The organism is Odoribacter splanchnicus DSM 20712, from assembly GCF_000190535.1.
GTDB classification, from domain to species: domain Bacteria; phylum Bacteroidota; class Bacteroidia; order Bacteroidales; family Marinifilaceae; genus Odoribacter; species Odoribacter splanchnicus.
Map to the genome: position 1 here is coordinate 2,295,003 of NC_015160.1, position 25,006 is coordinate 2,320,008.

Sequence of the window (25,006 nt, forward strand, 5' to 3'; positions counted from 1 at the left end):
CCTATTTTCAAACCGGTATTTCGAAGAACTCTTCTTTAAAATTGACGAAATATACCCTTTCCTGTGCCCGGGTAATCGCCGTATACAACCAACGCCAATACTCATCATTCAGCATCTCCTCCGGCAACCACCCCTGATCGATAAACACGGCATCCCATTGTCCCCCCTGAGCTTTATGACAGGTAACGGCATAAGCGAATTTCAGTTGTAAGGCATTGTAATATTCATTTTCCCGGATTTTTTCAAATCGTTTCTTTTTAGAAGGGATATCGGCATAATCGGCTTCTACAGCCTGATAAAATATACGGTTTTGTTCATACGTCATCGCCGGATAATCGGACATCAGGGTATCCAGCATAACCCAAGCCGTCACCTCTTCTTCATACCCATCTATCTTCAGTGTAGCATTTACAAAATGATGACCATAAAGCTCTACTCTTCTGCCGGCCCGTTGTACGGTAGCCATATCTCCATTGGCAATAAAATCGATTTTTTCATAATCAGCTCCCCAGAAATAATTGTTTTTTACGATCATAATCCGGTCTCCACTACAAAAATCCTCTTCCCGGTATAAGATCGTGCGGCGTATTCCTTCATTAAACCGATTGGCCCGTTTATTCGAACGACAAACGACAATCGTTTCTTCTTCCCCGAACCGCCCGTAACAGGAATCTATTTCTTCCAGAAGTTCCCCACCACCGATCTTAAAAACATCGGGAAATTTTCCGATCCTGAGCCGCAGATTTTCCGATCCGATTCCGATCAGACTCCGTACCTGTGTGGCATTGTATAAAATACCCGACTGTTCTGCCTGCCGCATAATATCGGTCAAAGCCACCTCGGTCACCTTGAAATTATAAGCAGCTTCCAGTTCCCGTCTGTCCAAGGCCGGACTAATATCCAGGCCTACAGGGGGTAACTGAGCCACATCCCCGATCAGTATCAAACGGTTATTCCGTCCATTATATATATACTGTATCAAATCGTCCAACAAACAACCACTCCCGAAATTACCTTCCCCATCGGCATTTGAAATCATCGAAGCCTCATCGACAAAAAACAAGGTGTCAGCACCGGCATTAAATCCCAGATTAAACAAGCCTTCTCCATCGGTCGAAGACTTTTGACGATAAATCTTTTTGTGGATCGTAAAAGCCGCTTGTCCGGCATAACCGGCAAAAACCTTCGCCGCCCGACCGGTCGGGGCCAGCAAAACGACTTTATACTCAAGGCTTACCAAAGCATTCACAATAGCAGCGACCAATGAAGTCTTTCCCGTACCGGCATATCCTTTCAACAGAAAAATCCCTTCTTCTTCCCGGGCAAAGAAAAAACGGATAAAATGCTCAACAGCGATCTGTTGGGTCGGAGAAAAATCATAACCGAATTTCTTCCGGATAATATCTTCAAAATGTTTTTGGATCATCATGAAATTTAATAGAAGATTATGCCTTTAATCTAAATTTTTTCCTAAATTTGCGAGCAATATTAAGATTTTGTGCTGCGTTGACAACGTTTGAATTGCGGGGATAAAGATACGAAATTAGGATCAACCTCACAGGTCTGATGAAAATTTATGCATTAATATCATACAAAAATAACGTTAAATATGAAAAAGCTTATTATTCAGATTATCCTTGCCGGAATTATTATTTTTCTTGGCTATAAATGCTACGAAAGTATTAAGATTCCTCAACAATTTAAAGTGATAAAAGAACAGAGATATGCGAGAATTGCCGATCGTCTGAAAGATATCCGTACAGCTCAGGAAACTTATAAAGGAGTATATGGGAAATATACCGGTAGTTTTGACACTCTGATCAATTTCATCAAATACGACTCGGTAAAAGTTGTTCGTTCAATCGGTTCGTTGAGCGACGAAGACCTGGAAAAAGGAATTACCGAAGCTCAGGCTATCAAAGAAGGGCGGATTGTTCGTGACACTGTAAAACAAGGCGCTTTAGAAACCATTTTCAATAAAGATTACCCGATCGACGATCTCCGTTATGTGCCTTTCACGAAACGGAAATATCAATTCAATATGGGTGCCTCTTCTATATTTACCGATTCAGGAGTAGAAGTCCCTCTTTTCCAGGCTTGGATTTCCAATACCTATATCTTTGAAGACATCGAAGATCAATACAAAGACGAAATCCTTCAGGAAAACGGTGAAAGAAAAAGGTTGAAGAAATATCCGGGGCTGAAAGTCGGTGACCTGAAAGAAGCGAATAATAACGTAGGTAACTGGGAATAATGTAGTTGCATGCAGAACGTATATTATATTGACAGTAATTTCATAAAAGAAAATTCTTCACAATATATTTTGTCCATCCGTTACTCGACGGATGGACTTTCATTTTGTGTCCACAATCATAATCACCAGCTTTTGGTGTTTTTTTTCCAGCCTTACCAGTTGGATAGCCAGGATGCCGTCATTGCCAAGGTAAAAAAAATCATGGTGGAAGATGAACTATTGAATTTAAAATATAAAAAAGTATATATTCTACCTTGCCAAAAAGAAAAAATCCTGTTGCCCGCCCATGTGTTCAATAAGAATACCTTGGGAGATATGTACCGGATCTGCCTGCAACCTCAGAAAAACGATATCTTATTATACCGGAAAATCAAAGCGATCGAAAGTTACCTGGTCGAAGTACTCCCACGTAGTTTCGTCAATTTTCTGAGCTCCCGTTATGCTTCGCTGTGTATCGTCAATAATGCTTATGCTTTTATCATTCAAGCTATCGAAAGCATTCAATTCAATACCAATCATCTATTTATCGACATACACGATCGGTATTTCGATTTATTATTGACTCAGAACAACGAGGTACTGTTGTTCAATTCTTTTGATTACGGTTCGGTGACTGACCTGATTTATTACACCCTGAATTGTCTGCAACAATGTCATATCGATAAAGAGAACGTGCATACCTCCTTATCGGGCAATCTGGTCAACGATCCGGATTTACTGACGCTCATGAATAAATACATCCCGAATGTATCTATCCTGAATTGCGCCCCATTGTCCCAGCTCGTACGGAATAATGAATTGAATAATTCCAGTTTTATCCACTTGCTAAATATCCACAAATGCGAATAATCAGTGGTTCTCACCGAGGACGGCAGATTTTTCCCGACAAGAGTTTCAGTGCCCGTCCGACGACCGATTTTGCCAAAGAAAATTTGTTTAATGTACTGACCAATTATATGGACCTGGAAGATATTTCCGCCCTTGATCTATTCTCAGGTACCGGCAGTATCAGTTATGAATTTGCTTCCCGTGGTGCCCGGGAGATTGTCTCCATCGAACAGAATTACAAACATTATATGTTCATCAGGCGGACTGCAAAGGAATTGGGTTTTAAGCACATAAAAATCTATAAAACCGATGTCTTTATCGCTTGCAAAAAATTAAAAGGACGGAAATTCGACCTGATTTTCGCCGACCCTCCCTATAAGTTGGATAAAATCGACGATATCCCTGCCGCAATCTTCGATAATGAATTGTTAGCCGAAAATGGGATTGCTATTATAGAACATCCGGCCAACACCGACTTTTCCAGTCACCCCCGTTTTTCAGAACACCGGCAATACGGCAGCGTGAACTTTTCGTTATTCAGATAGGTTGTTTCGCAAAAAAATCCCGGGATTCGGCTTCAACCGTCCCGGGATTAAAATATGATCGACCGATCTTTAATTTTCGTCGTTCACATAATCGTAAAGCGGATCGCAGGTACACATCAGGTTGCGGTCGCCATACCCATCGTCTACGCGTCCTACTTGAGGCCAGAACTTATTCTCAGCCACCCAAGGCAGCGGATAAGCCGCTTTACTACGCGGATAAGTGTGAGTCCACTCGTCAGCTGTCAGAACCTTATGCGTATGCGGAGCATTCTTCAGTACATTATCGGTTTTATCTGCTTTTCCTTCGGCTACCTCACACATTTCCTCGCGGATTGTCTTCAGTGCTTCGATAAAACGATCCAGTTCTTCTTTCGGTTCACTTTCAGTCGGTTCCACCATCAAAGTACCATGTACCGGGAACGACAGGGTCGGTGCATGGAAACCGAAGTCCATCAACCGTTTAGCAATATCGAGCTCGGAAATACCATATTCTTTATTGAAAGCGCTGCAATCCCAGATCATTTCATGCCCTACGCGTCCCTGTTTGCCTTTGAACAAAATTTTAAAGCCGAGCTTTTCAAATGAAGAAGCCAGATAGTTCGCATTCAGGATAGCCATTTCAGTTACGTGCTTCAAACCTTCTGCTCCGAGCATCAACAGATAGCCATAGGTCACAGGCAGCATGCTCACCGAGCCATAAGGAGCGGCTGACACAGCATGTATTCCTTGTTCTCCGCCAGTCTTCACCACAGCATGTGAAGGTAAGAAATCTACCAGGTGTTTAGCCACACAGATCGGACCGACACCCGGGCCACCACCACCGTGAGGCATAGCAAACGTCTTATGCAAATTTAAATGGCAAGCGTCGGCGCCGATAAATCCGGGACTTGTCAAACCACATTGACCGTTCATATTCGCTCCGTCCATAAAGACCTGTCCACCGTTATCATGAATAATCTTCACCAGTTCCCGGATTGATTCTTCAAAAATACCATGGGTAGAAGGATAAGTAATCATAGCCCCGAACAGATTGTCTTTATTCGCTTCCGCTTTAGCCCGAAAATCTTCGACATCGATATTTCCTTCTGGATCGGTAGCCGTTACGATAATCTGCAAACCGGCCATAGCACTGGAAGCCGGATTCGTACCATGAGCGGAGGCGGGGATCAACATCACCTTCCGGTGACCTTCTCCACGGGAAATATGATATTGACGTAATACCATCAGAGCGGTATATTCACCGGCAGCACCGGAATTCGGCATCAGGCTGCAACCTGCAAATCCGGTCACTTTTTCCAGCATTTGTTCCGTCTCACGGATCATTTGCTGATACCCTTCCGCCTGATCAAACGGAACAAAAGGATGCATACCTCCGAATTCAGGCCAGGTGATCGGCATCATCTCTACAGCGGCATTCAATTTCATCGTACAAGAGCCCAAAGAAATCATAGAGGTCGCCAAAGAGATATCCCGGCGTTCCAGATTCTTCATATAACGCATCATGGCCGTCTCGGAATGATAGATATTGAATACCGGCTGAGCCATAAACTCATCCTCCCGCAACATGTCAGGATCGAGTACGGTGCAATCGTCCAGGAAAGTCACTTTCTCAGCTTTCTTCCCAGCAGCTTCGGCAAAAATACCGATGATCTCATTGATTTCAGCTTCACTGATCTTCTCGTCGGTCGATAATCCGACAGTCGTTCCGCAAGCACAATAGAACAGATTGATCTGATGTTCCAAAGCTACTTCCCGAATCATTTCCTGAGTCACTCCCTGCGGCAGCACGAAACGGATCGTATCGAAGAATTTTCCTTCCTTCAGCTGATAGCCGTATTTACTAATTTCTTCCGCCAGAATAACAGCAGCCGAATGGATATGCCGTGCTATCCGCTGTAAACCTTCCCGACCGTGCCATGCACCGTAGAAACCAGCCATCGTAGCATTCAATGCCTTGGCTGTACAGATATTTGAAGATGCTTTTTCACGTTTGATATGTTGTTCACGGGTTTGCAAAGCCAGACGCAATGCTTTATTTCCTTGAGCATCGATCGTTACACCGATAATACGTCCCGGAATATTCCGTTTGTATTCTTCCTTAGTAGCCATGTAGGCAGCATGAGGCCCACCGTATCCCATCGGGATACCGAACCGCTGCGAAGTACCGACAACCACATCGGCCCCCCACTCTCCGGGAGGAGTCAATAATACCAAACTCATCAAATCGGCGGCAACAGTCAAAAGAGAACCATTGGCATGTACCCGATCGGCAAAAGCTCTGTAATCCCGGATCGCACCGTTAGCAGCAGGATATTGTACTAAAGCTCCGAATATTTCCGGAGTAAATTCAAAAGTATCGTAATCTCCGTAAACCAGTTCGATTCCCTGAGGAGCAGAACGTGTGACTAATACATCTTTAATCTGAGGGAATACTTTATTATCTACAAACAACTTGTTTGCTCCGGCTTTCTTCATTTCCTTTCCCCGCAGAGCATACATCATAGTCATTGCTTCTGCCGCAGCAGTCGCTTCATCCAGCAGAGAACAGTTGGTGATCTCCATAGCTGTCAGTTCGATAATCATGGTCTGATAGTTCAGCAAAGCTTCCAGACGTCCCTGGGATACTTCGGCCTGATAAGGAGTATAAGAAGTATACCAAGCCGGATTTTCCAATATATTCCGGATAATAACAGCCGGAGAAATGGTATCGTAATATCCTTGTCCTATAAACGAACGATATAGTTTATTCTTAGCAGCGACAGCCCGTATCCGAGCTAAAAACTCATCTTCAGTCAAAGGAGCAGGCAAATCCAACAGTTCCTGTAAACGGATGGATGCCGGTACTGTTTGTTCTATCAATTCGTCGACAGACTTCACTCCGATCACCTTCAACATCTCCTCTACATCTTCCGGACGTGGGCCGACATGTCTTCCTAAAAATTGTTCTTTAGCCATTGTTATATCATTAAAATTAATTGAAAACGTTTTCAAAATTAAAGGCGTGTAAAATTAAAGATATTCCGGCATATCTAATCTATATTTCCCGGAAAATTTTCAAACATTCCCTTCCTCCTGTCTTTTCTGAAAATCAGGCCTCCCAATTCAGTACAATTGTGGAAAAATTCTACAATTGTAGAAAATATCCTTTTACATTGTAGAAAAATTCTACACATCTCTATTTTTTCAAGAAAACGGTCATCCACTGATAACCAATAACTTAAATCACAAACCTCAATTATGGCACACTAATCGTTATATCATAAAACGAATGGCATAAGCTGAACCCAGAGTTCCTTTCCTTTTTCAACTTGCTGCCCTTTTCAAAAAATACACCAATTCTTTCGGAAATTCCGACATTCATATAACACAACACTTTACTCTGGGTTCTGGCCGCCTTTCATTTCTCGCTCCGGTTTTTCCAACCATGAAATGCACAATTCGTTTATAGATTCCTGAATTCCGGATTTCCTCCTGCTTTAATCGCAATACATTCTGTTTCGATCAACCATCCGGGGCGACATACGGGAGCCAGAACAATCACTTTAGGAACATCGGGAAATTGTTGTTCCATTAAATCCCGGACAATCGGATAATCGGCGATATCCCGCAGATAAACGATCATTTTGGCCAGATCGGCTAAACTACTTCCAGCCTCTTTCAACAAAGCTTCGATATTAAGTAACATCCTGCGCGTCTGCCCCGCAATATTCCCTGGATAAACAACTTCCCCCCGATTGTCGATACTCGCTGTACCAGAAATAAAGATATGCTTACGATCACCGTATTCCACTGCCGTTCCCCGTTCGAAAGTCACCCCATATTCATAAGTAGGATTCAGATACTCCGGGGCATGCAAAAAACGAATCTGCTCTGCCTGCAAGCCATCCACAGCATAAGCATCCAATAACACCAAACTACGGGAATCGGCAATCTGTCCCTGAATACCGGTACTAGCCAGATAGTGTGTTTTCTCGGTCAATCCCAAACGTACAAATTCTTCTTTTCTTCCTTTTACCACTCCGGCATAATTCACATCGACATCACGGACAAAAAACAGGTCCGGATGCATTGATCCGCAAAAAAGAGGTAATCCCGGGATAGCCACCTGCATACTTAATTCCTGCAGTACCTGTTGTAACCACCGCAAGCCTGGTTCTCCCACCCCTTCGAAATGATGAGCCCTTGAACGGGGTTTCCAAATCCCTCCCCGCAGTGTCTGTATCCCTATCTTCTTCAGGCCACGCGCTGTTGCGAACAATTGCTCTTCAGACTCAACACTACAAGGCCCTGCGACAATCTGAATTGCTTTCTCATTCCATAAAAACATAGCTTCAAAATTTTGAAGCAAAAACACATTCCTATAAAAGATGTAAAAATACCTAATATTACTGAAATATTTCCAAAGAATGCCTAATTCTGGGGATGCTATACCCTCAAAAGTTTTCCGCTCCCCGGACAGGAACCAAGGAATTTCATACATAAAAATTGATAATCAACGGAATTGTTCTTGATTTAAAGAAAAATATTTTCCCTTCATCCGAAGCAACTCTTCATGGGTACCCCGCTCGACGATCTGCCCGCGTTCAAGCACCAAAATCATATCGGCATTACGGATAGTAGAAAGACGATGGGCGATGATCAGACTGGTACGCCCCTGCATCAATTGGTCTAATCCTTTTTGTATCAGGATCTCACTTCTGGTATCGATATTACTGGTTGCTTCATCCAATAGTAAAATGGCAGGATCGGCCACTGCCGCCCGGGCAATGTTCAGCAACTGTCGTTGTCCCTGGCTCAAATTAGCACCATCATTCTCCAGTAAAGTATCGTAACCATGAGGCAACCGCTTAATAAATGAATGAGCCGCAGTCAGTTTAGCCGCCTCAATGACCTCTTCGTCGGTGGCTTCCAAACGGCCGAAGCGGATATTTTCCCGTACCGTACCTGTAAACAGATGGGTATCCTGTAAGACAATAGCCATCGAGCGCCGAAGACTATTCCGGTGTATGCAACGAATCTCCTGCCGGTCTATACGGATTTCTCCTGACCGGATATCAAAAAATCGGGGTAACATACTGAGTATCGTCGTTTTACCGGCTCCGGTAGCTCCAACCAAAGCAATCTTACGCCCGGCTGCCGCCTGAAAAGAAATGCCTTTCAGAATCATTTTTTCCGGTCGGTAGCCGAACCAAACTTCCTTCATAACCACCTCTCCCTTCACCTTCTCCAGATTCACGGCCTCCGGTAAATCGGGAGCTTCCGGTTGTTCGTCGATCACCTCGAATATTCGTTCAGCTCCAGCCAAAGCTGCCTGGATGCTATTATAAAGACTCGCCAGCTCGTTGATAGGACGTCCGAACTGTCTGGAATATTGCAAAAATGCTGCCAAACCTCCCACATCAAAACCCCGGAATATAGCTAACAAAGCCCCCACAATAGTGATCAGCACATAGTTCAAGGTACTCAAATTTTGCATCACAGGCATCATCAAGCCCGAATAGAACTGCGCTTTCAGTGATTTTCCCTTCAGATCCTGGTTCAGTTCCTCGAAATCTGAGATCGCCTTCTGTTCGTGCCCGAACACTTTTACTACCTTCTGCCCGCTAATCATCTCCTCGATATATCCGTTTATCGAACCCAAAGATGCCTGTTGTGCCTTAAAATATTGCCGACTTTTACGAACAATTCCCCGGGCACTCCAAAACATCAGTGGGACAGTAACCAAAGTGACCAAGGTCAAGATCGGGCTGATGACCAACATCAGACAAAAAATACCCACTACGGTCAAAGCACTCGACAACATATCCGACAAGCTATCCGTCAAAGCATCACTAATCCGGTCCATATCGTTGGTATAGCGACTCATCAAATCACCATGCTGGTGGGTATCGAAATACCCCACCGGCAGCTGTTCCATCTTCCGAAACAAATCTTCGCGCATCCGGGCCACAGTCCGCTGCCCGATCTTATTCAGCAAGCGGTATTCCACATAAACAGCAAACACTCCGGTCAGATATACCCCGATAAGTATCCCCAACATCTTACCCAACCCCAGGAAATCTCCGGGAATAATATAGCGATTGATAATCGGACGGAGCAGATAAGAACCTCCCAGATTAGCGGCAATACTCAGCACGATCAAAACGCCGATGACAGACAATAACAGCCGATCGCATACCAGATAAGAAGTCAGCCGGAACAGAGTTTGTCTTCCCGCTTTAGGCTTAGCTTGATATTTCAGGTGATCTCCGTGTGCCATAACTAATTTAAAATTTGCTGTGAGTTATAAATCTCCTGATATATCCGGGAGGTCGCCATCAATTCATCCGGTGTACCGATAGCCTCAACTTCACCGTCTTCCAATACGATTACCCGATCGGCAGACTGCATTGTATTGATCCGTTGTGTTATAATCAGTACAGTAGTATCTTTCAGCAAACAATTGAGATTATTCCTGATCCGGAGTTCTGTTTCCGAATCCACAGCACTCGTACTATCGTCCAAAATCAAAATCTTAGGTTTCCTCAGCAGAGCCCGGGCAATGCAAAGACGTTGTTTCTGTCCTCCCGAAAGATTGATTCCTCCGCGTCCTAATATCGTCTGGTACCCTTCGGCGAGTGTCAGAATAAAATCATGTACCTGAGCCACCCGGCAGGCCTCTTCGGCTTCTTCCAGAGTAGCATCCGGTTTTCCCCATCTCAGATTTTCCAATATGGTTCCTGTAAACAATTCATTCTTTTGTAATACCATACCGATACGGGCATGTAACTCTTTCAGATGATAATCCTTCACAGGTACACCATCGATGCGAAGTTCTCCCCCCGTAACATCATAAAGTCGGGGAATCAGCTGCACCATCGAACTCTTAGCCGCCCCGGTAGCCCCGACAACAGCAACTGTCTCCGCCGGCCGGATATGAAAGTTTACATTCCGTAAGACATCGTTTTCTCCATTACCATACCGGAAGCTAACATTCACAAACTCCACTTCCCCCCGTTTTATTTTATACCGGTCCGCCAAGCCTTCGGGCGTATTCGCCAAAGAAGGTGTAGTATTCAAGACCTCCATAATCCGGCGTGAAGAAGCCGAAGCACGGGCAGATGCCATGATAAACATCGACAACAACATCAGCGACATCAACACCTGTGCCAGGTAATTCACAAATGAAATCAACTCTCCGATCTGCAATTCCCCTTCCATCACCTTATATCCGCCTACCCACAAAATAGCGATTACCGACAAATTCATCACCAACTGCATCACCGGAAAAATCGCAACAATAATATTCGAAGCCCGGATCACCATATCCCTCAGTTCCTCACTGCTACGTACAAATTTTCGTGCTTCGAAGTCTTCTCTTACAAACGATTTTACCACCCGAATATTAATCAGGTTTTCCCGAACCACACCATTCAGCTGATCAATTTTCTGCTGCACTTTTAAAAAATAAGGAAATCCCTTTCTCAGAATCACAAAAACAGCGATACTCAACGCCGGAATCGAAGCCATCAAGGTAAGAGCTAACTGCTTATTGATCTGTACAACAAAAAATATGGCCATCACCAACATAAACGGTGAACGCAACATCATCCGCATCGACATCAGCACTACCTGCTGTATCCGTGCTATATCATTCGTCAGGCGGGTAATCAATGAGGAGGTACTGAAATGATCGAGATCAAAAAAAGACAAACGCTGGATTTTTTCGAACAGAGCCCCTCGTAAATCCGTACCGAAACCGATAGAAGTACGCGAAGCGATATAGACATTCACCACACTAAAGCCCAATCCCGATAAGGAGATAAGAATCATATACACTCCTTTCTCTGCAATCAGTGACAAATCGCGCTTCATCACTCCTTGATCGACTATTTCGGCCATATACATGGGCTGTATCGTTTCACACCATACAGTAATCAATACAAGGATAGGGCAAAGAGCCAGACTTATCTTATATTTTCGGAGTATATGCCAATATCTGCGCATGTCATCCAATTTTTTCCATAACTTCATTAAAAATACAACGAATGTAAGGAAATATTGGTTTAGTCAGTATAATCAGATAAAAAAAAGCGAGTCACTTTCGTAACTCGCTTTCACAATTCGGCGCCAACCTACTCTCCCACCATAAGGCAGTACCATCGGCACTCAGGGGCTTAACTTCTCTGTTCGGAATGGAAAGAGGTGGATCCCCCGGTTATAGACACCTTTTAATATCTTCAGGATTTTATCCTGTTTCATTACAATTCCTTCAGTTCCCGTTATATATCCCAACAACCCACAGCCTCCGCTGAGAATTTGACATTTACACCGGAAAGATAAAGAAGAATATACTCCGCTTAAAGTAAACATTCGGGTAATTAGTATTGCTCGGCTGTGCCGTCACCGACTATACACCTGCAACCTATCAACGTTCTCATCTCGAACGACCCTGTAAGGATATCTCATCTTGAAGCTGGCTTCGCGCTTAGATGCTTTCAGCGCTTATCCAATCCATACATAGCTACTCAGCAGTGCATCTGGCGACACAACTGATTCACCAGAGGTATGTCCAACCCGGTCCTCTCGTACTAGAGTCAGAGCTCCTCAAATATCCTGCGCCCACAACAGATAGGGACCGAACTGTCTCACGACGTTCTGAACCCAGCTCGCGTGCCACTTTAATCGGCGAACAGCCGAACCCTTGGGACCTTCTCCAGCCCCCAGGATGTGACGAGCCGACATCGAGGTGCCAAACCGCTCCGTCGATATGAGCTCTTGGGAGCGATCAGCCTGTTATCCCCGGAGTACCTTTTATCCTTTGAGCGATGGCCCTTCCATGCGGAACCACCGGATCACTATGCTCTTGTTTCCAACCTGATCGACGTGTCGGTCTCACAGTCAAGCACCCTTATGCCATTGCACTCTGCAGACGATTACCAAACGCCTTGAGGGTACCTTGAGAAGCCTCCGTTACACTTTTGGAGGCGACCACCCCAGTCAAACTACCCACCATGCAATGTCTCCCTAACGGGATTAGACCTCAGATAACAAAAGGGTCGTATTTCAACGACGGCTACTCTACGCCTGACGACGCAGCATCAAAGCCTCCGACCTATCCTACACATCTGTTACCCAAAATCAATGCAAAGCTGCAGTAAAGGTTCACGGGGTCTTTCCGTCCCGTTGCGGGTATCCGGCATCTTCACCGGAACTACAATTTCACCGAGCTCATGGTTGAGACAGTACCCAGATCGTTACACCATTCGTGCAGGTCGGAACTTACCCGACAAGGAATTTCGCTACCTTAGGACCGTTATAGTTACGGCCGCCGTTTACCGGGGCTTCAATTCAAAACCTTCGAGTTACCTCTGAGCTCTCCTCTTAACCTTCCGGCACCGGGCAGGTGTCAGGCCATATACATCTTCTTGCGAATTAGCATAGCCATGTGTTTTGGTAAACAGTCGCCTGGGCCTATTATCTGCGGCTCTTTCACAAGAGCGTCCTTTATCCCGAAGTTACAGGACCATTTTGCCTAGTTCCTTAACCATGAATCTCTCGAGCGCCTTAGTATTTTCTACCTGATCACGTGTGTCCGTTTACAGTACGGATGATCATTACCTGAAGCTTAGCAGGTTTTCTTGGCAGTCAGCTTACCTGCGTTATCCGCGCAACCGAAGCATTGCGGTACTATCACCTTTCATCTCTACCGGCGTGCTTCACTACCGGTATCAAAGAATACGGGTTTCAACGTACTATTCCGTCAGTACGCAGCAGTGTCACCTCTGCGTCGCTGCATCGCAGTTATGATCAGTACAGGAATATTAACCTGTTTACCATCGGGATCGCCACTCGGCTTACCCTTAGGATCCGACTTACCCCCGGATGATTGACATTGCCGGGGAATCCTTGATCTTTCGGCGTGCGGGGTTCTCACCCGCATTATCGTTACTTATGCCTACATTTGCTTTTCCATCCGCTCCACAATACCTCACGGTACTGCTTCTATGCTGAATGGAATGCTCTCCTACCGATTGTATCATCTACAATCCCATAGCTTCGGTTATATGCTTATGCCCGCGTATTATCCATGCAGGACCGCTCGACTAGTGAGCTGTTACGCACTCTTTAAATGAATGGCTGCTTCCAAGCCAACATCCTAGCTGTCTAAGCAGTCCCACCCCGTTTTAATTCCAACTTAGCATATAATTGGGGACCTTAGCTGATGGTCTGAGTTCTCCCTCTTTCGTCAACGGACCTTAGCACCCGCTGGCTCACTCCCTGTCTTTATGTTCTAGCATTCGGAGTTTGGCCGGATTTGATAGGCGGTGAAGCCCTCGCATCCAATCAGTAGCTCTACCTCTAGAACAAAACAACAGAGGCTGCACCTAAATGCATTTCGGAGAGTACGAGCTATTTCCCAGTTTGATTGGCCTTTCACCCCTACCCACAGGTCATCCGAAAACTTTTCAACGTTTACCGGTTCGGGCCTCCAGTTTGTGTTACCAAACCTTCACCCTGCCCATGGGTAGATCACTAAGGTTTCGCGTCTACCACCACCAACTTGACGCCCTATTCAGACTCGCTTTCGCTTCGGCTTACGTACCTGAAGTACTTAACCTCGCTGGTGATGAGTAACTCGTAGGCTCATTATGCAAAAGGCACGCCGTCACCGCACGAAGCGGCTCCGACTGCTTGTAGGCGTATGGGTTCAGGGACTATTTCACTCTTCTGTTCGAAGTGCTTTTCACCTTTCCCTCACGGTACTGGTTCACTATCGGTCTCTCAGGAGTATTTAGCCTTGCCGGATGGTCCCGGCGGATTCGGTCAGGATTACACGTGTCCCGACTTACTCAGGAGTCTGCTATGATTCATAAACTTGCATGTACGGGATTATCACCCTCTGTGATCACATTTTCCAAGGTGTTCCATTTCATTTATTTCATCAAGCTTGCAGTCCTACTACCCCGTTAATGCCGAAACAATAACGGTTTGGGCTTTTCCCCGGTCGCTCGCCGCTACTGGGGGAATCACGTTTGTTTTCTTCTCCTGCAGGTACTTAGATGTTTCAGTTCCCTGCGTTTGCCTACCTTACGGTATAATATGTCTTCAACATATTGGGTTATCCCATTCGGAGATCTCCGCATCAAAGGTTATTTGCACCTAAACGGAGCTTTTCGCAGCTTATCACGTCCTTCATCGCCTCTGAGAGCCTAGGCATCCACCATACGCCCTTAATTATTTACTCTAATTTTATACTTTCAGCTTACTCGGAAATCATTAATGTCGTAAGACTTTATATGATTTCTATTTTTGCTCATTGTTGTGGAATATATTTTTCCATCTTTCCAGTATGTCAAAGAACTGTGTCCTTACGGACTCTGTGGAGAATAAGGGAGTCGAACCCTTGACCTCCTGCGTGCAAAGCAGGCGCTCTAGCCAACTGAGCTAATCCCCCGAAGAAGTTACAAGCATGAAGGCTATATGCTAAAAGCTTATTGCATTTAGCTTTTCACTTTCGGGCTTTTGAGTAGTCCCTCGCGGAGTTGAACCGCGGACCTCTACATTATCAGTGTAGCGCTCTAACCAACTGAGCTAAGAGACTGACTAAGGCTATCAGCTTGAAGGCTACACGCTAAAGGCACTAAGCCTTCCGGCTTTTAGCTTTTTAGCTTCCTAGCTGTCAACTTATGGTAAAGGTTGAAGGTTTTGCCAGCAAGTGCAGATAATAACTGATCTCCAGAAAGGAGGTGTTCCAGCCGCACCTTCCGGTACGGCTACCTTGTTACGACTTAGCCCCAGTTACCAGTTTTGCCCTAGGCCGATCCTCGCGGTTACGGACTTCAGGCACCCCCGGCTTCCATGGCTTGACGGGCGGTGTGTACAAGGCCCGGGAACGTATTCACCGCGCCATGGCTGATGCGCGATTACTAGCGAATCCAACTTCATGGAGTCGGGTTACAGACTCCAATCCGAACTACGACCGGCTTTTGAGATTGGCATCCAGTCACCTGGTAGCGGCCCTCTGTACCGGCCATTGTAACACGTGTGTAGCCCTGGGTGTATGGGCCGTGCTGATTTGACGTCATCCCAGCCTTCCTCTCACCTTACGGTGGCAGTCCCGTTAGAGTGCTCATCATTACATGCTAGCAACTAACGGTAAGGGTTGCGCTCGTTATGGGACTTAACCCGACACCTCACGGCACGAGCTGACGACAACCATGCAGCACCTTGAAAAACGCTCCGAAGAGAATATCTGTTTCCAAATACGGCATTTCCCATTTAAACCCAGGTAAGGTTCCTCGCGTATCATCGAATTAAACCACATGTTCCTCCGCTTGTGCGGGCCCCCGTCAATTCCTTTGAGTTTCATCGTTGCCGACGTACTCCCCAGGTGGCTCACTTAATACTTTCGCTTAATCCCGTACAATATATCGCACAGAACCAGTGAGCATCGTTTACGGCGTGGACTACCAGGGTATCTAATCCTGTTCGCTACCCACGCTCTCGTGCATCAGCGTCAGTTACAGTCTGGTAAGCTGCCTTCGCTATCGGAGTTCTAAGTTATATCTATGCATTTCACCGCTACTTAACTTATTCCGCCTACCTCGTCTGTACTCCAGTTTACCAGTATTAATGGCACAATTGAGTTTAGCTCAAATATTTAACCACTAACTTAATAAACCGCCTACGCACCCTTTAAACCCAATAAATCCGGATAACGCTCGCATCCTCCGTATTACCGCGGCTGCTGGCACGGAGTTAGCCGATGCTTATTCATAAGGTACAGGCATCATTCTACACGTAGAACTTATTCTTCCCTTATAAAAGAGGTTTACAACCCATAGGGCAGTCTTCCCTCACGCGACTTGGCTGGTTCAGACTTACGTCCATTGACCAATATTCCTCACTGCTGCCTCCCGTAGGAGTTTGGACCGTGTCTCAGTTCCAATGTGGGGGACCTTCCTCTCAGAACCCCTACCTATCATCGTCTTGGTGGGCTGTTACCCCGCCAACTAACTAATAGGACGCATGCCCATCCGATACCTTGAACATTTAACTCCCATCCCAGGCAGGATAAAAGTACTATGGGGTGTTAATCCACGTTTCCATGGGCTATACCCCGGTATCAGGCAGGTTGCATACGCGTTACTCACCCGTGCGCCGGTCGCCATCAAGGTATTGCTACCTCATGATGCCCCTCGACTTGCATGTGTTAAGCCTGTCGCTAGCGTTCATCCTGAGCCAGGATCAAACTCTTCATAGTAATAAAACTTTTTAAAATTATCTCTTTCGCTCAGTCATTATATCCGTTGAATCTCTTCTCGGACTCGCACTTGCTGTTTGTTTTCAAACCTTTCAATATCTTTAAGAACTCTTTTTGCTTCTCTTTTACCCGCCCCACTTACGAGGCGAAAGCGGATGCAAAGATAAATACTTTTACATATTCCCTCCAAATCTTTCCGCACTTTTTTTCAAACTTTTTTTTCGGAACCGCCGTAGAAGAAAGCTTCTGCAGGCTTCATCCGCAAAAGATGAAAAACACATCAGTCAAAATGTTTCAGAACGTCCGCTTCGTTTCGGAAAGCGGCTGCAAAGGTAAGGACTTTTTCATTACTTCCAAACTTTTCAAAAGAAATTTTTGAAGTTTTTTTTCAGAACCCGACCAGGGCAATATCCTGAAGAACTCTGCGCAACCCAAAACTCTGGAAACCAACCCTTCACCACCACTCACCTGCGCTATTGGTTTAACCCCTCATTCCCTGATTGCGGCTGCAAAGATAGAACAATTTATACCCCATCTCCAAATTTTTTATCAACTTTTTTTAGAAAAAAATGAATATTTTACATAAAAACCTAATAATCAACACTTATAAAATAAGGAGCAGAGATTCAAACTCTACCTCAAGTTTTACTTTTAAACCTCAAATACACCATCGAACGAACCAAAACAGTTCATACTATCAAAAGTGAAACGTTTTTAAGTTCCCCCAAATGCAGAGTAAATCTCAGGGCCACATTAATTCAACTTACAATCAATGATTTACATATTCTACTCTATCATAAAATCTCCTATCAGAGCAATCTTTAGAACCGATGAAGAATTTGAAAACCGAAATAGCAAATTCTTTCAGAAGTTTAAAGGAGCGTTTCGTAATATTGAAACGAAAAAACAATCCCCTTCGAAAAATACCTCCTAAACTTCTTTTCAGAACTTTAAGATGCACTTTTCGAAGGGGACAACCTTCGAATTCTAAAACTATATTTATACTTAGATCATCGTACTGATCATGAAAGTAGCAGCAACAGCAACAATAGCATACAACTCAGGGAATACGGCCAAAATCAAAGTTTTACCGAACACATCGTATCCTGAACCGATACCGATGATACCATTAGCACATACCTGGCCCTGACGGATGGCAGAAAACAGACATACCAATCCAAGTCCTAAGCCGGCACCAAAAACAGCAGCAGCCTGTAACCAGGTAATACCGGCTACCAATACATTCTTCAGCAAGAAAAAGCCCAGGAATCCATAAAGTCCCTGTGTACCGGGAAGTGCACACAATACCATATAATTACCAAAAGCTTCGTCATTCTTCTTCAGTGCACCGATCGTAGCATTACCACCGATAGTTACGCCATAAGCACTACCAATTCCGGACAGTCCTAACATCAATCCAACCCCAATATAAGCTAAAATAATCTCATTCATGATTTCTATTTTTTAATTGTTTGTTAATTATAATTTTTCAATTCTTTTTTGGATATAAATCTATAATAGCAGGTTTCAATTACTTCTTTTCTTATAAGGCCGGTATTTCTTACCGCCTCCTTCAAAACCTGCATTCTTATAAAACTCAACAAAAGTCAGACGCATCGGGTGTACAAAGGAACCCAATCCAGCCATAAACAAGTTCACACTATGTCCGAACAACAGGATGATCAACATGACCAACTGTTTTACTCCCGGCACATCCGGACTCATATTCATTGCCAGATCATTGAACACCAATCCCAATACCGCGCTCGAAATTCCCAAGGCAAACAAACGGATATAAGAAAGTGTATCTCCTAAAAGGCCGGTGACCATATTATAAGAATCCCATAAACCGGCACCGATATTAATGAATACATTCCGACGAACATTATTGAATACAAAGATCAGTAATCCTGCTACAGCACCGACAACATACATCGGGACATCCATTGCATATCCCTTGGTCGACAACCAATAACAGATTCCTTCTCCCAGAATCAACACGAGCCATCCGATTGTCGAGAGAGCTGCTGCAAAACCATGTTGTTTCCACTGGTTAGCCACTTTCAGGAACATACCGAAGATAATTTGTACGGCTCCGACGATCAAAGCCAGGTTGAACAGCTGTTGTGAATCCAACATATAAGCTTTCATCTTCTCCATCCAGGGTACCTGTACATCCAGCAATTGGATACCGAAGAAAGTACCTCCGACAATTCCCATGATCACAGTAGAAATACCCAGCCATTGTGCTAACGACAGAATCGGTTTAATTGCCGGCTTCGCCTTAAACTTATAAATGGTGATACCCAACAACAGCAGCAATCCATATCCGGCATCTCCCAGACAAAAACCGAAAAACAGCACAAAAAACGGTGCAAAAAACGGTGTCAAGTCGATTTCCCGATAATTAGGCAGCGAATACAGTTCGCCGATAAATTCAAACAAACGGGCAAACTTGTTATTCTTCAGCAGAATAGGAGGATTATCCTGCTCTGTCGGAATCTCGAGTTCATAAGCAACTCCTTTATCTGCCAGCCAGTGGTCCGTATCGGCTGCAATAGCTTCCGGCACCCAACCTTCCAGAGCAATCACCTTATCTTCAAGTAAAGTCATTGCAGCATCCTTCACTTTTAAAGTATCCGTATCTTCACAAATCCGTACTTTCAAATCCTTCAGGTATTCCACCGAAAAAGCCGCGATCTTCTTCAAGTTTTCGGCAACCGTTTCTTTTTCGGTTTTCAACCCGGCGACCTGTTGCCGGATTTGTTCCGCACTCATCTGAGGAAAAGACACGACATCGGCTTCGGGATATTCTTCTACCTCCCGGGGCAGGACAGTAACAAAATACTTTTGTCCCTTATCCTGGTTTATAACAAACGCATTGTATTTGTCTTCCCATTCAGGTAAATATTTCCGGTCGGGAACGGTGAAAAACCGCAGATCCCAACCTGCCCTTTGGAGTCCGCCGATCTGTTCGTCGGGCAAATCTCCCCAAGGTTCATAGATCATACCTTCTTTTTCCAGCGAAGCAATCTGTTGATCGATATGTTCCATTCGTTTGAACTGGTTTTCCAGGAAAGTCAGCAAATCCAATTCGGTTACTTCTGACTCTTCTTTCAACCGATCTCCCGCATAAAACACTTGTTGATAAAAAAACAACTTTTCTTTCGGTTCCATCGCCTGTGACCAACGTTCCAATAATTCCGTAAAAGTCTCCTTGGTTTCAGGAATCCGTTTGGACAGCTGTTTGATCATTTCTCCGATCCGCTTAATGACGGCAAACTTGTGTTTCAGTTCTTCGTCTTCGGCCGATCGTTTTTTATTTTCATGGATATGAACCACTCCCTTTTCCCGAAGTTCCCCGAGAAATGCCTGATAATCCCGATAGAATATCAGCAGGGATAATTTTCTCATTGGTACTATCATGCTTCGTCCTCCATCGCTTTACGGGTTTTCACAATCTTTTGTGCCGACTTGGAAAGGTTCTCCTCATCTTCCAGGAATCGCTTAATCTTTCGGATTGCTTCCTGAAATCCGGGGATCTGTACTTTCTCATACAGATTCACCTTTTGTGTCGTTTTCTTACGGGCACGATCCAGTAATTCCATCTTCCGCATATAAAACTCCCGTTCGAGAGCGATATTTACTACTTCTTTCACGTGCTGAATCCCGTCAAGGAACCATCCCGGTGCATTAAACAGACTGAAGTCTTTTATTTCATACTCCACCTGGTCCAACACCGGCGTACGTACTCCTGCAATTTTCTTCACCGACATATTGACATCTTTCACGGTAAGAATATCCGGAGTATATTCATCATAAAGTTGAAGCATATCACTGATGCCATTGAGTGTGTCGTCTAATTTTCCGTCAAACTCATCCGCAACTTCTTTTGCTTTCTTTACTTCTGAACGCAAGGCAGATTCCTTATTTTTGATGGTAGGCAAAGCTCTTACCCTCATCTTGAGTTGTTTGTCAAGACTCTGAAGGGAAGTTTTATTATATTGAAATTTTATTGCCATACCGACTGATTTATTTTAATTATCGTAAACCGCAAATTAATCCATATTTCCGAATTCGTCCACGATCTCTTTCTTGATTCCCAGTTCCGAACGGGTAAAATATTTCCGGAACAGTGCCCAGGCTGTGTCCAACATCTGGGTAATACCGATATTCACGTCGATAGCCAATAATTCATTCGAATAATCCCGGGCGAAATCGAGCGTACGTTTATCGTAATCGGTCAAATCGAAACCATTTTCCAATTTTGTCCGTGCATTGGCAGCATCGGCATACAGACGGATAGCGGCGTTCATTACCTGAGGATGGTCCTTCCGGGTTTTCTTACCGATCACTAACTGTTTCAGACGGGACAAGCTTCGGAACGGATCGACAATCACCTTACCGATCTCCGTATCTTTCCGCAAGAACAACTGACCTTCTGTGATATATCCGGTATTATCCGGGATAGCATGTGTAATATCACCGCCCGACAAGGTCGTCACGGCAATGATGGTAATCGATCCCCCCTGCGGGAACTGTACGGCCTTTTCATAGATTTTAGCCAAATCCGAATACAATGAACCGGGCATAGAATCTTTCGAAGGGATCTGGTCCATACGGTTGGACACAATACTCAACGCATCGGCATATAAGGTCATATCGGTCAGCAATACCAACACTTTTTCGTTCTTGTCCACGGCAAAATATTCTGCCGCGGTCAAGGCCATATCCGGCACCAGTAACCGTTCGACAGGAGGAGCTTCGGTCGTATTGACAAAACTGACGATACGATCGAGTACACCGGCATTATCGAACAAATTTTTGAAATACAGATAGTCGTCGTTGGTCAATCCCATTCCTCCCAGGATAATCCGGTCGGTTTGTGCACGCAAAGCCACATTCGCCATCACCTGATTATAAGGTTGATCCGGATCGGCAAAAAACGGAATCTTCTGTCCCGACACCAACGTATTATTCAGGTCGATACCTGCAATACCGGTAGCGATCAATTCCGAAGGTTGTTTACGGCGTACCGGATTCACAGACGGTCCCCCGATTTCACGTTCTTCGCCATCTACAGCAGGCCCGCCATCGATCGGATCTCCGAATGCATTGAAAAAACGTCCGCACAGATCCTCTCCTACCTTCAGTGTAGGAGCTTTTCCCAGAAAAGTCACCTCAGCATTGGTCGGAATACCCTCGGTGCCGGAAAATACCTGCAACGTGATGTCTTCCCCCCAAATCTTCACAACCTGAGCCAAACGGCCATTCACAATCGCCAGTTCGTCATTTCCGACCCCCTGAGCTTTCAGTGAACAGGTAGCTTTGGTAATCTGGGTAATTTTGGTATATACCTTTTGAAAAGCAGTGTTCATACCTTAATTTATTTTGGATTTTTGAATTACGATTTACGATTGCAACGCATATTCAGCTCTGTTTCCCCTGGCGTCCTATCGTAACTCATAAATTACTTATTTTTTTCTTTCATTAATAATATCTTTCACTTCCGCTTCGAATTTCTTGAAATGGCCGGACTGAAATTCGGAATAGTTCATCTGCTTAAAAGTATTGATGATCCGTTTGAAGTAAGGATTTACTTCTTCGAAAGAATCGAAGTCAAAATCCGAACGTACAACATCCAAAACCATATTCAGCATATATTGTTGGCGCTCCATCGAGGTCGATCCGTCAATATTATCGAAAGCATCCTGTTGCAGGATCACGAAGTCGATCAATTCCGATTTCCAGAATATCAGGTGATAATCCAATGGAACACCATCATCTCCCAAAATATCGATTTGCTCAGCTGTTTCCCGGCCTCTGACCAGCATATTACGGGCTTCATTCACATCTTCTATCCACCGGTCCGAAATATTTTTCCGGGCATATTCGACAAATTCGGGGTATTCCAGATATTTCGAATAAGATTCCAGGGTATCGATCGCCGGATAACGTTTGGAATCGGCACGAGCCTGTGACAATGCGTAGAAACAACGGGCCACTTTCTTGGTCGATTCGGTTACCGGTTCTTTCAGGTTACCACCGGCAGGCGATACCGTACCGATAAACGTGACAGAACCTGTACTACCGTTATTCAGATATACCATCCCGGCCCGGGCATAGAAGTTGGAGATAATCGCAGACAAGTCCATCGGGAAAGCATCCTGCCCGGGAAGTTCCTCCATACGGTTCGACATCTCACGCAAAGCTTGCGCCCAACGAGAAGTAGAATCGGCCAATAACAGCACTTTCATTCCCATTGCCCGGTAATACTCCCCGATCGTCATCGCCGTGTACACAGATGCTTCACGAGCAGCAACGGGCATATTCGACGTATTGGCAATAATGGTAGTACGTTCATAAAGGGAGCGTCCTGACCGCGGGTCCTGCAATTCCGGGAATTCGGTAAATATTTCCACCACCTCATTGGCACGTTCACCGCAGGCAGCCATGATAATCACATCTGCATCCGCAAAACGGGCCAAAGCATGCTGCAACACCGTCTTTCCCGTACCGAACGGTCCCGGAATAAATCCGGTTCCCCCTTCCAGCATCGGGTTCATGGTATCGATGACCCGAACACCGGTTTCCATCTGCCGGAAAGGACGTGGTTTATCCACATAATTCCGGATAGCTACTTTTACCGGCCATTTCTGCACCATCGTGACATTGATTTCTTTCCCGGTACGATCTTTCAATACGGCAATCGTATCCAAAATCGTGTATTCCCCTGCCGGGACTACGGAAACCACCGTATATTCTCCCTCCAGCTTAAAAGGAACCATAATCTTATGATCCAGCCAGTTTTCCTTCACATTTCCGAGCCAATCGGCAGCTTTCACCTTATCCCCGGCTTTGGCCAACGGCGTAAAGCTCCATTTTTTATCGTCCTCCAAAGGATTTGTATATTCTCCTCTTTTCAAAAAAACACCTGTCATTTTATCCAGGTCATTCTGTAAGCCATCGAAGTTTTTCGACAACAGACCAGGTCCGAGACTCACTTCCAACATGTGATTCTGAAATTCAACAGGCATTCCGGGTTTCAAACCACGGGTGCTCTCAAATACCTGCACATAAGCAAGATCTCCCACCACCTTTATCACTTCGGCCATCAAACGTTCCCCGTTTTCCTCTATGAAACAAATCTCATTCTGGGAAACAGGCCCTTCGACTTTAACGAGTACAAGGTTAGAAATAATGCTATGGACTTTTCCTTGTGTTTTTGCCATAAACCTTATTTATTTTTGATTTTTGAATTACAAGAATCGACGATTTCTCTATATCCTTTGTAATTCATTCATCGTAAATTATTTAAATTGTTCTTCAAACTGAAAACTTTTCCGGAAACGGTCGACCATTTCCATAAACACCTTCCGCCCGGACTCTGAACTCATCTTGCTCCACCGTTCGACGATCATCAGACGAAGCATATAACTGATGACTCTTTCCAAAGAAAAATAATCAAAAGTCACCGCTTCATCCAAGAAATGCCAAATAATCAAATCGAGTCCCCGTTCGCGTTCTACTAAATTATCGTTATCCATCAAAGCAATCACTTTTCCGACATAAGGATAATCCAGGGTCAAACCGAAATCTTTCGCATTGGATGTCCGCAAAGCTACTGCAAACTCATTACTGCCGATCACCTCTTTTGCCACTTCCATCCCATATTTCCGGGCATTCAAAGCAGTGACCAGATTTTTCAGATTCATGGAAAACTCTGCATATCTCTTCACCAGTTGGTTGTCGGCTTTCATCATATAATCATAATACATCCAGCTCAACACATTCTCGGGCGAAACATCATAACGCAAATGCTCTTCCTTAAAATCAGCAATGAATTCCCTCAGGTAAGCCGGAATCGTTTTATCCGGTTCCTGTGTTTCATCTTCCAGCAATTTCACCGGATAAACAGTAGACAACGCCCCATCGGGTTCCTGTTTCCTCAACAAACGCAACACCTGAGCATTATCATTAGGTAAAAAGAATAAATCGATCAACCGTTCATCTCTACCACTGATATAATCTTTCAATTGTTCCCGAAATTCGGCCACTATCAAAGACAATTTCCGATCATCCCAGTCAATTTCCGGCAAGCCTGCTATAAAAGCAATATAATCCATGTAAATT

At 44.7% G+C, this 25,006-nt stretch carries 13 protein-coding genes, 2 tRNA genes, 3 rRNA genes and 2 pseudogenes; 3 read left to right on the forward strand and 17 right to left on the reverse strand.

What is annotated here, in order from left to right; translation table 11 throughout:
- Positions 1-7: 7 nt before the first annotated feature.
- On the reverse strand, positions 8-1,426 hold the full coding sequence (locus ODOSP_RS09595; protein WP_013612129.1) for an ATP-dependent DNA helicase: 1,419 nt from the start codon (positions 1,424-1,426) through the stop codon (positions 8-10).
- 183 nt (positions 1,427-1,609) lie between these two features.
- Between ODOSP_RS09595 and ODOSP_RS09600 the strand changes: the two genes are divergently transcribed.
- The 3 genes from ODOSP_RS09600 to ODOSP_RS09610 are packed head-to-tail and all read left to right on the forward strand — an operon-like array spanning position 1,610 to position 3,627.
- The gene (locus ODOSP_RS09600) at positions 1,610-2,254 is read left to right on the forward strand and encodes a hypothetical protein (RefSeq protein WP_013612130.1); all 645 of its coding nucleotides are present in this window, start codon (positions 1,610-1,612) and stop codon (positions 2,252-2,254) included.
- A gap of 9 nt (positions 2,255-2,263) precedes the next feature.
- Positions 2,264-3,103, forward strand: coding sequence for a DUF3822 family protein (locus ODOSP_RS09605; protein ID WP_013612131.1), 840 nt, complete (start codon positions 2,264-2,266; stop codon positions 3,101-3,103).
- Complete coding sequence (locus ODOSP_RS09610) at positions 3,094-3,627, forward strand: RsmD family RNA methyltransferase (RefSeq protein WP_013612132.1); 534 nt, start codon at positions 3,094-3,096, stop codon at positions 3,625-3,627. The genes ODOSP_RS09605 and ODOSP_RS09610 overlap by 10 nt, the downstream gene beginning before the upstream one ends.
- Before the next feature lie 69 nt (positions 3,628-3,696).
- On the opposite strand, the gene gcvP is transcribed toward ODOSP_RS09610, so the two are convergent.
- From gcvP to ODOSP_RS09695, 16 genes and pseudogenes are all read right to left on the reverse strand, one after another.
- On the reverse strand, positions 3,697-6,582 hold the full coding sequence (gene gcvP / locus ODOSP_RS09615) for an aminomethyl-transferring glycine dehydrogenase (protein ID WP_013612133.1): 2,886 nt from the start codon (positions 6,580-6,582) through the stop codon (positions 3,697-3,699).
- A 487-nt stretch (positions 6,583-7,069) separates the two neighbouring features.
- Positions 7,070-7,704: pseudogene (locus ODOSP_RS19455) on the reverse strand (Rid family hydrolase); the annotation flags it as partial.
- Positions 7,705-7,786: 82 nt separating this feature from the next.
- Positions 7,787-8,107: pseudogene (locus ODOSP_RS20460) on the reverse strand (hypothetical protein); the annotation flags it as partial.
- 12 nt (positions 8,108-8,119) lie between these two features.
- A complete protein-coding gene (locus tag ODOSP_RS09630; RefSeq protein ID WP_013612135.1) occupies positions 8,120-9,886 on the reverse strand; it encodes an ABC transporter ATP-binding protein in 1,767 nt (588 codons plus the stop codon).
- Positions 9,887-9,888: 2 nt separating this feature from the next.
- Entirely contained in the window at positions 9,889-11,613 is a 1,725-nt protein-coding gene (locus ODOSP_RS09635) for an ABC transporter ATP-binding protein (protein WP_013612136.1), read from the reverse strand.
- A gap of 115 nt (positions 11,614-11,728) precedes the next feature.
- A 5S ribosomal RNA gene (gene rrf / locus ODOSP_RS09640) occupies positions 11,729-11,838 on the reverse strand.
- Between the two features lie 129 nt (positions 11,839-11,967).
- Positions 11,968-14,854 (reverse strand): 23S ribosomal RNA (locus ODOSP_RS09645).
- A gap of 136 nt (positions 14,855-14,990) precedes the next feature.
- Positions 14,991-15,064: transfer RNA gene (locus ODOSP_RS09650), tRNA-Ala, on the reverse strand.
- 73 nt (positions 15,065-15,137) lie between these two features.
- Positions 15,138-15,211: transfer RNA gene (locus ODOSP_RS09655), tRNA-Ile, on the reverse strand.
- A 138-nt stretch (positions 15,212-15,349) separates the two neighbouring features.
- A 16S ribosomal RNA gene (locus ODOSP_RS09660) occupies positions 15,350-16,873 on the reverse strand.
- The 16S, 23S and 5S rRNA genes sit together here with 2 tRNA genes alongside, the layout of an rRNA operon.
- Positions 16,874-17,878: 1,005 nt before the next feature.
- Entirely contained in the window at positions 17,879-18,328 is a 450-nt protein-coding gene (locus ODOSP_RS09670; RefSeq protein WP_161945899.1) for a V-type ATP synthase subunit K, read from the reverse strand.
- A 72-nt stretch (positions 18,329-18,400) separates the two neighbouring features.
- A complete protein-coding gene (locus ODOSP_RS09675) occupies positions 18,401-20,287 on the reverse strand; it encodes a V-type ATP synthase subunit I (RefSeq protein ID WP_228026162.1) in 1,887 nt (628 codons plus the stop codon).
- Positions 20,288-20,295: 8 nt separating this feature from the next.
- A complete protein-coding gene (locus ODOSP_RS09680; RefSeq protein WP_013612139.1) occupies positions 20,296-20,895 on the reverse strand; it encodes a V-type ATP synthase subunit D in 600 nt (199 codons plus the stop codon).
- Between the two features lie 36 nt (positions 20,896-20,931).
- The gene (locus tag ODOSP_RS09685; protein ID WP_013612140.1) at positions 20,932-22,251 is read right to left on the reverse strand and encodes a V-type ATP synthase subunit B; all 1,320 of its coding nucleotides are present in this window, start codon (positions 22,249-22,251) and stop codon (positions 20,932-20,934) included.
- A gap of 96 nt (positions 22,252-22,347) precedes the next feature.
- A complete protein-coding gene (locus ODOSP_RS09690; RefSeq protein ID WP_013612141.1) occupies positions 22,348-24,105 on the reverse strand; it encodes a V-type ATP synthase subunit A in 1,758 nt (585 codons plus the stop codon).
- 78 nt (positions 24,106-24,183) lie between these two features.
- Positions 24,184-24,999 carry a DUF2764 family protein gene (locus ODOSP_RS09695; protein ID WP_013612142.1) on the reverse strand — a complete coding sequence of 272 codons (816 nt, stop codon included), beginning with the start codon at positions 24,997-24,999 and terminating at the stop codon, positions 24,184-24,186.
- Between the last annotated feature and the right edge of the window lie 7 nt (positions 25,000-25,006).

What these genes read in the sequence shown, in the direction of transcription:
- gcvP (WP_013612133.1), bottom strand. Translation starts at nt 6,582, where the DNA reads ATGGCTAAAGAACAATTTTTAGGAAGACATGTCGGCCCACGTCCGGAA.
- ODOSP_RS09595 (WP_013612129.1), bottom strand. Translation starts at nt 1,426, where the DNA reads ATGATCCAAAAACATTTTGAAGATATTATCCGGAAGAAATTCGGTTAT.
- ODOSP_RS09630 (WP_013612135.1), bottom strand. Translation starts at nt 9,886, where the DNA reads ATGGCACACGGAGATCACCTGAAATATCAAGCTAAGCCTAAAGCGGGA.
- ODOSP_RS09675 (WP_228026162.1), bottom strand. Translation starts at nt 20,287, where the DNA reads ATGAGAAAATTATCCCTGCTGATATTCTATCGGGATTATCAGGCATTT.
- ODOSP_RS09680 (WP_013612139.1), bottom strand. Translation starts at nt 20,895, where the DNA reads ATGGCAATAAAATTTCAATATAATAAAACTTCCCTTCAGAGTCTTGAC.
- ODOSP_RS09690 (WP_013612141.1), bottom strand. Translation starts at nt 24,105, where the DNA reads ATGGCAAAAACACAAGGAAAAGTCCATAGCATTATTTCTAACCTTGTA.
- ODOSP_RS09600 (WP_013612130.1), top strand. Translation starts at nt 1,610, where the DNA reads ATGAAAAAGCTTATTATTCAGATTATCCTTGCCGGAATTATTATTTTT.
- ODOSP_RS09635 (WP_013612136.1), bottom strand. Translation starts at nt 11,613, where the DNA reads ATGCGCAGATATTGGCATATACTCCGAAAATATAAGATAAGTCTGGCT.
- ODOSP_RS09685 (WP_013612140.1), bottom strand. Translation starts at nt 22,251, where the DNA reads ATGAACACTGCTTTTCAAAAGGTATATACCAAAATTACCCAGATTACC.
- ODOSP_RS09605 (WP_013612131.1), top strand. Translation starts at nt 2,264, where the DNA reads ATGCAGAACGTATATTATATTGACAGTAATTTCATAAAAGAAAATTCT.
- ODOSP_RS09695 (WP_013612142.1), bottom strand. Translation starts at nt 24,999, where the DNA reads ATGGATTATATTGCTTTTATAGCAGGCTTGCCGGAAATTGACTGGGAT.
- ODOSP_RS09610 (WP_013612132.1), top strand. Translation starts at nt 3,094, where the DNA reads ATGCGAATAATCAGTGGTTCTCACCGAGGACGGCAGATTTTTCCCGAC.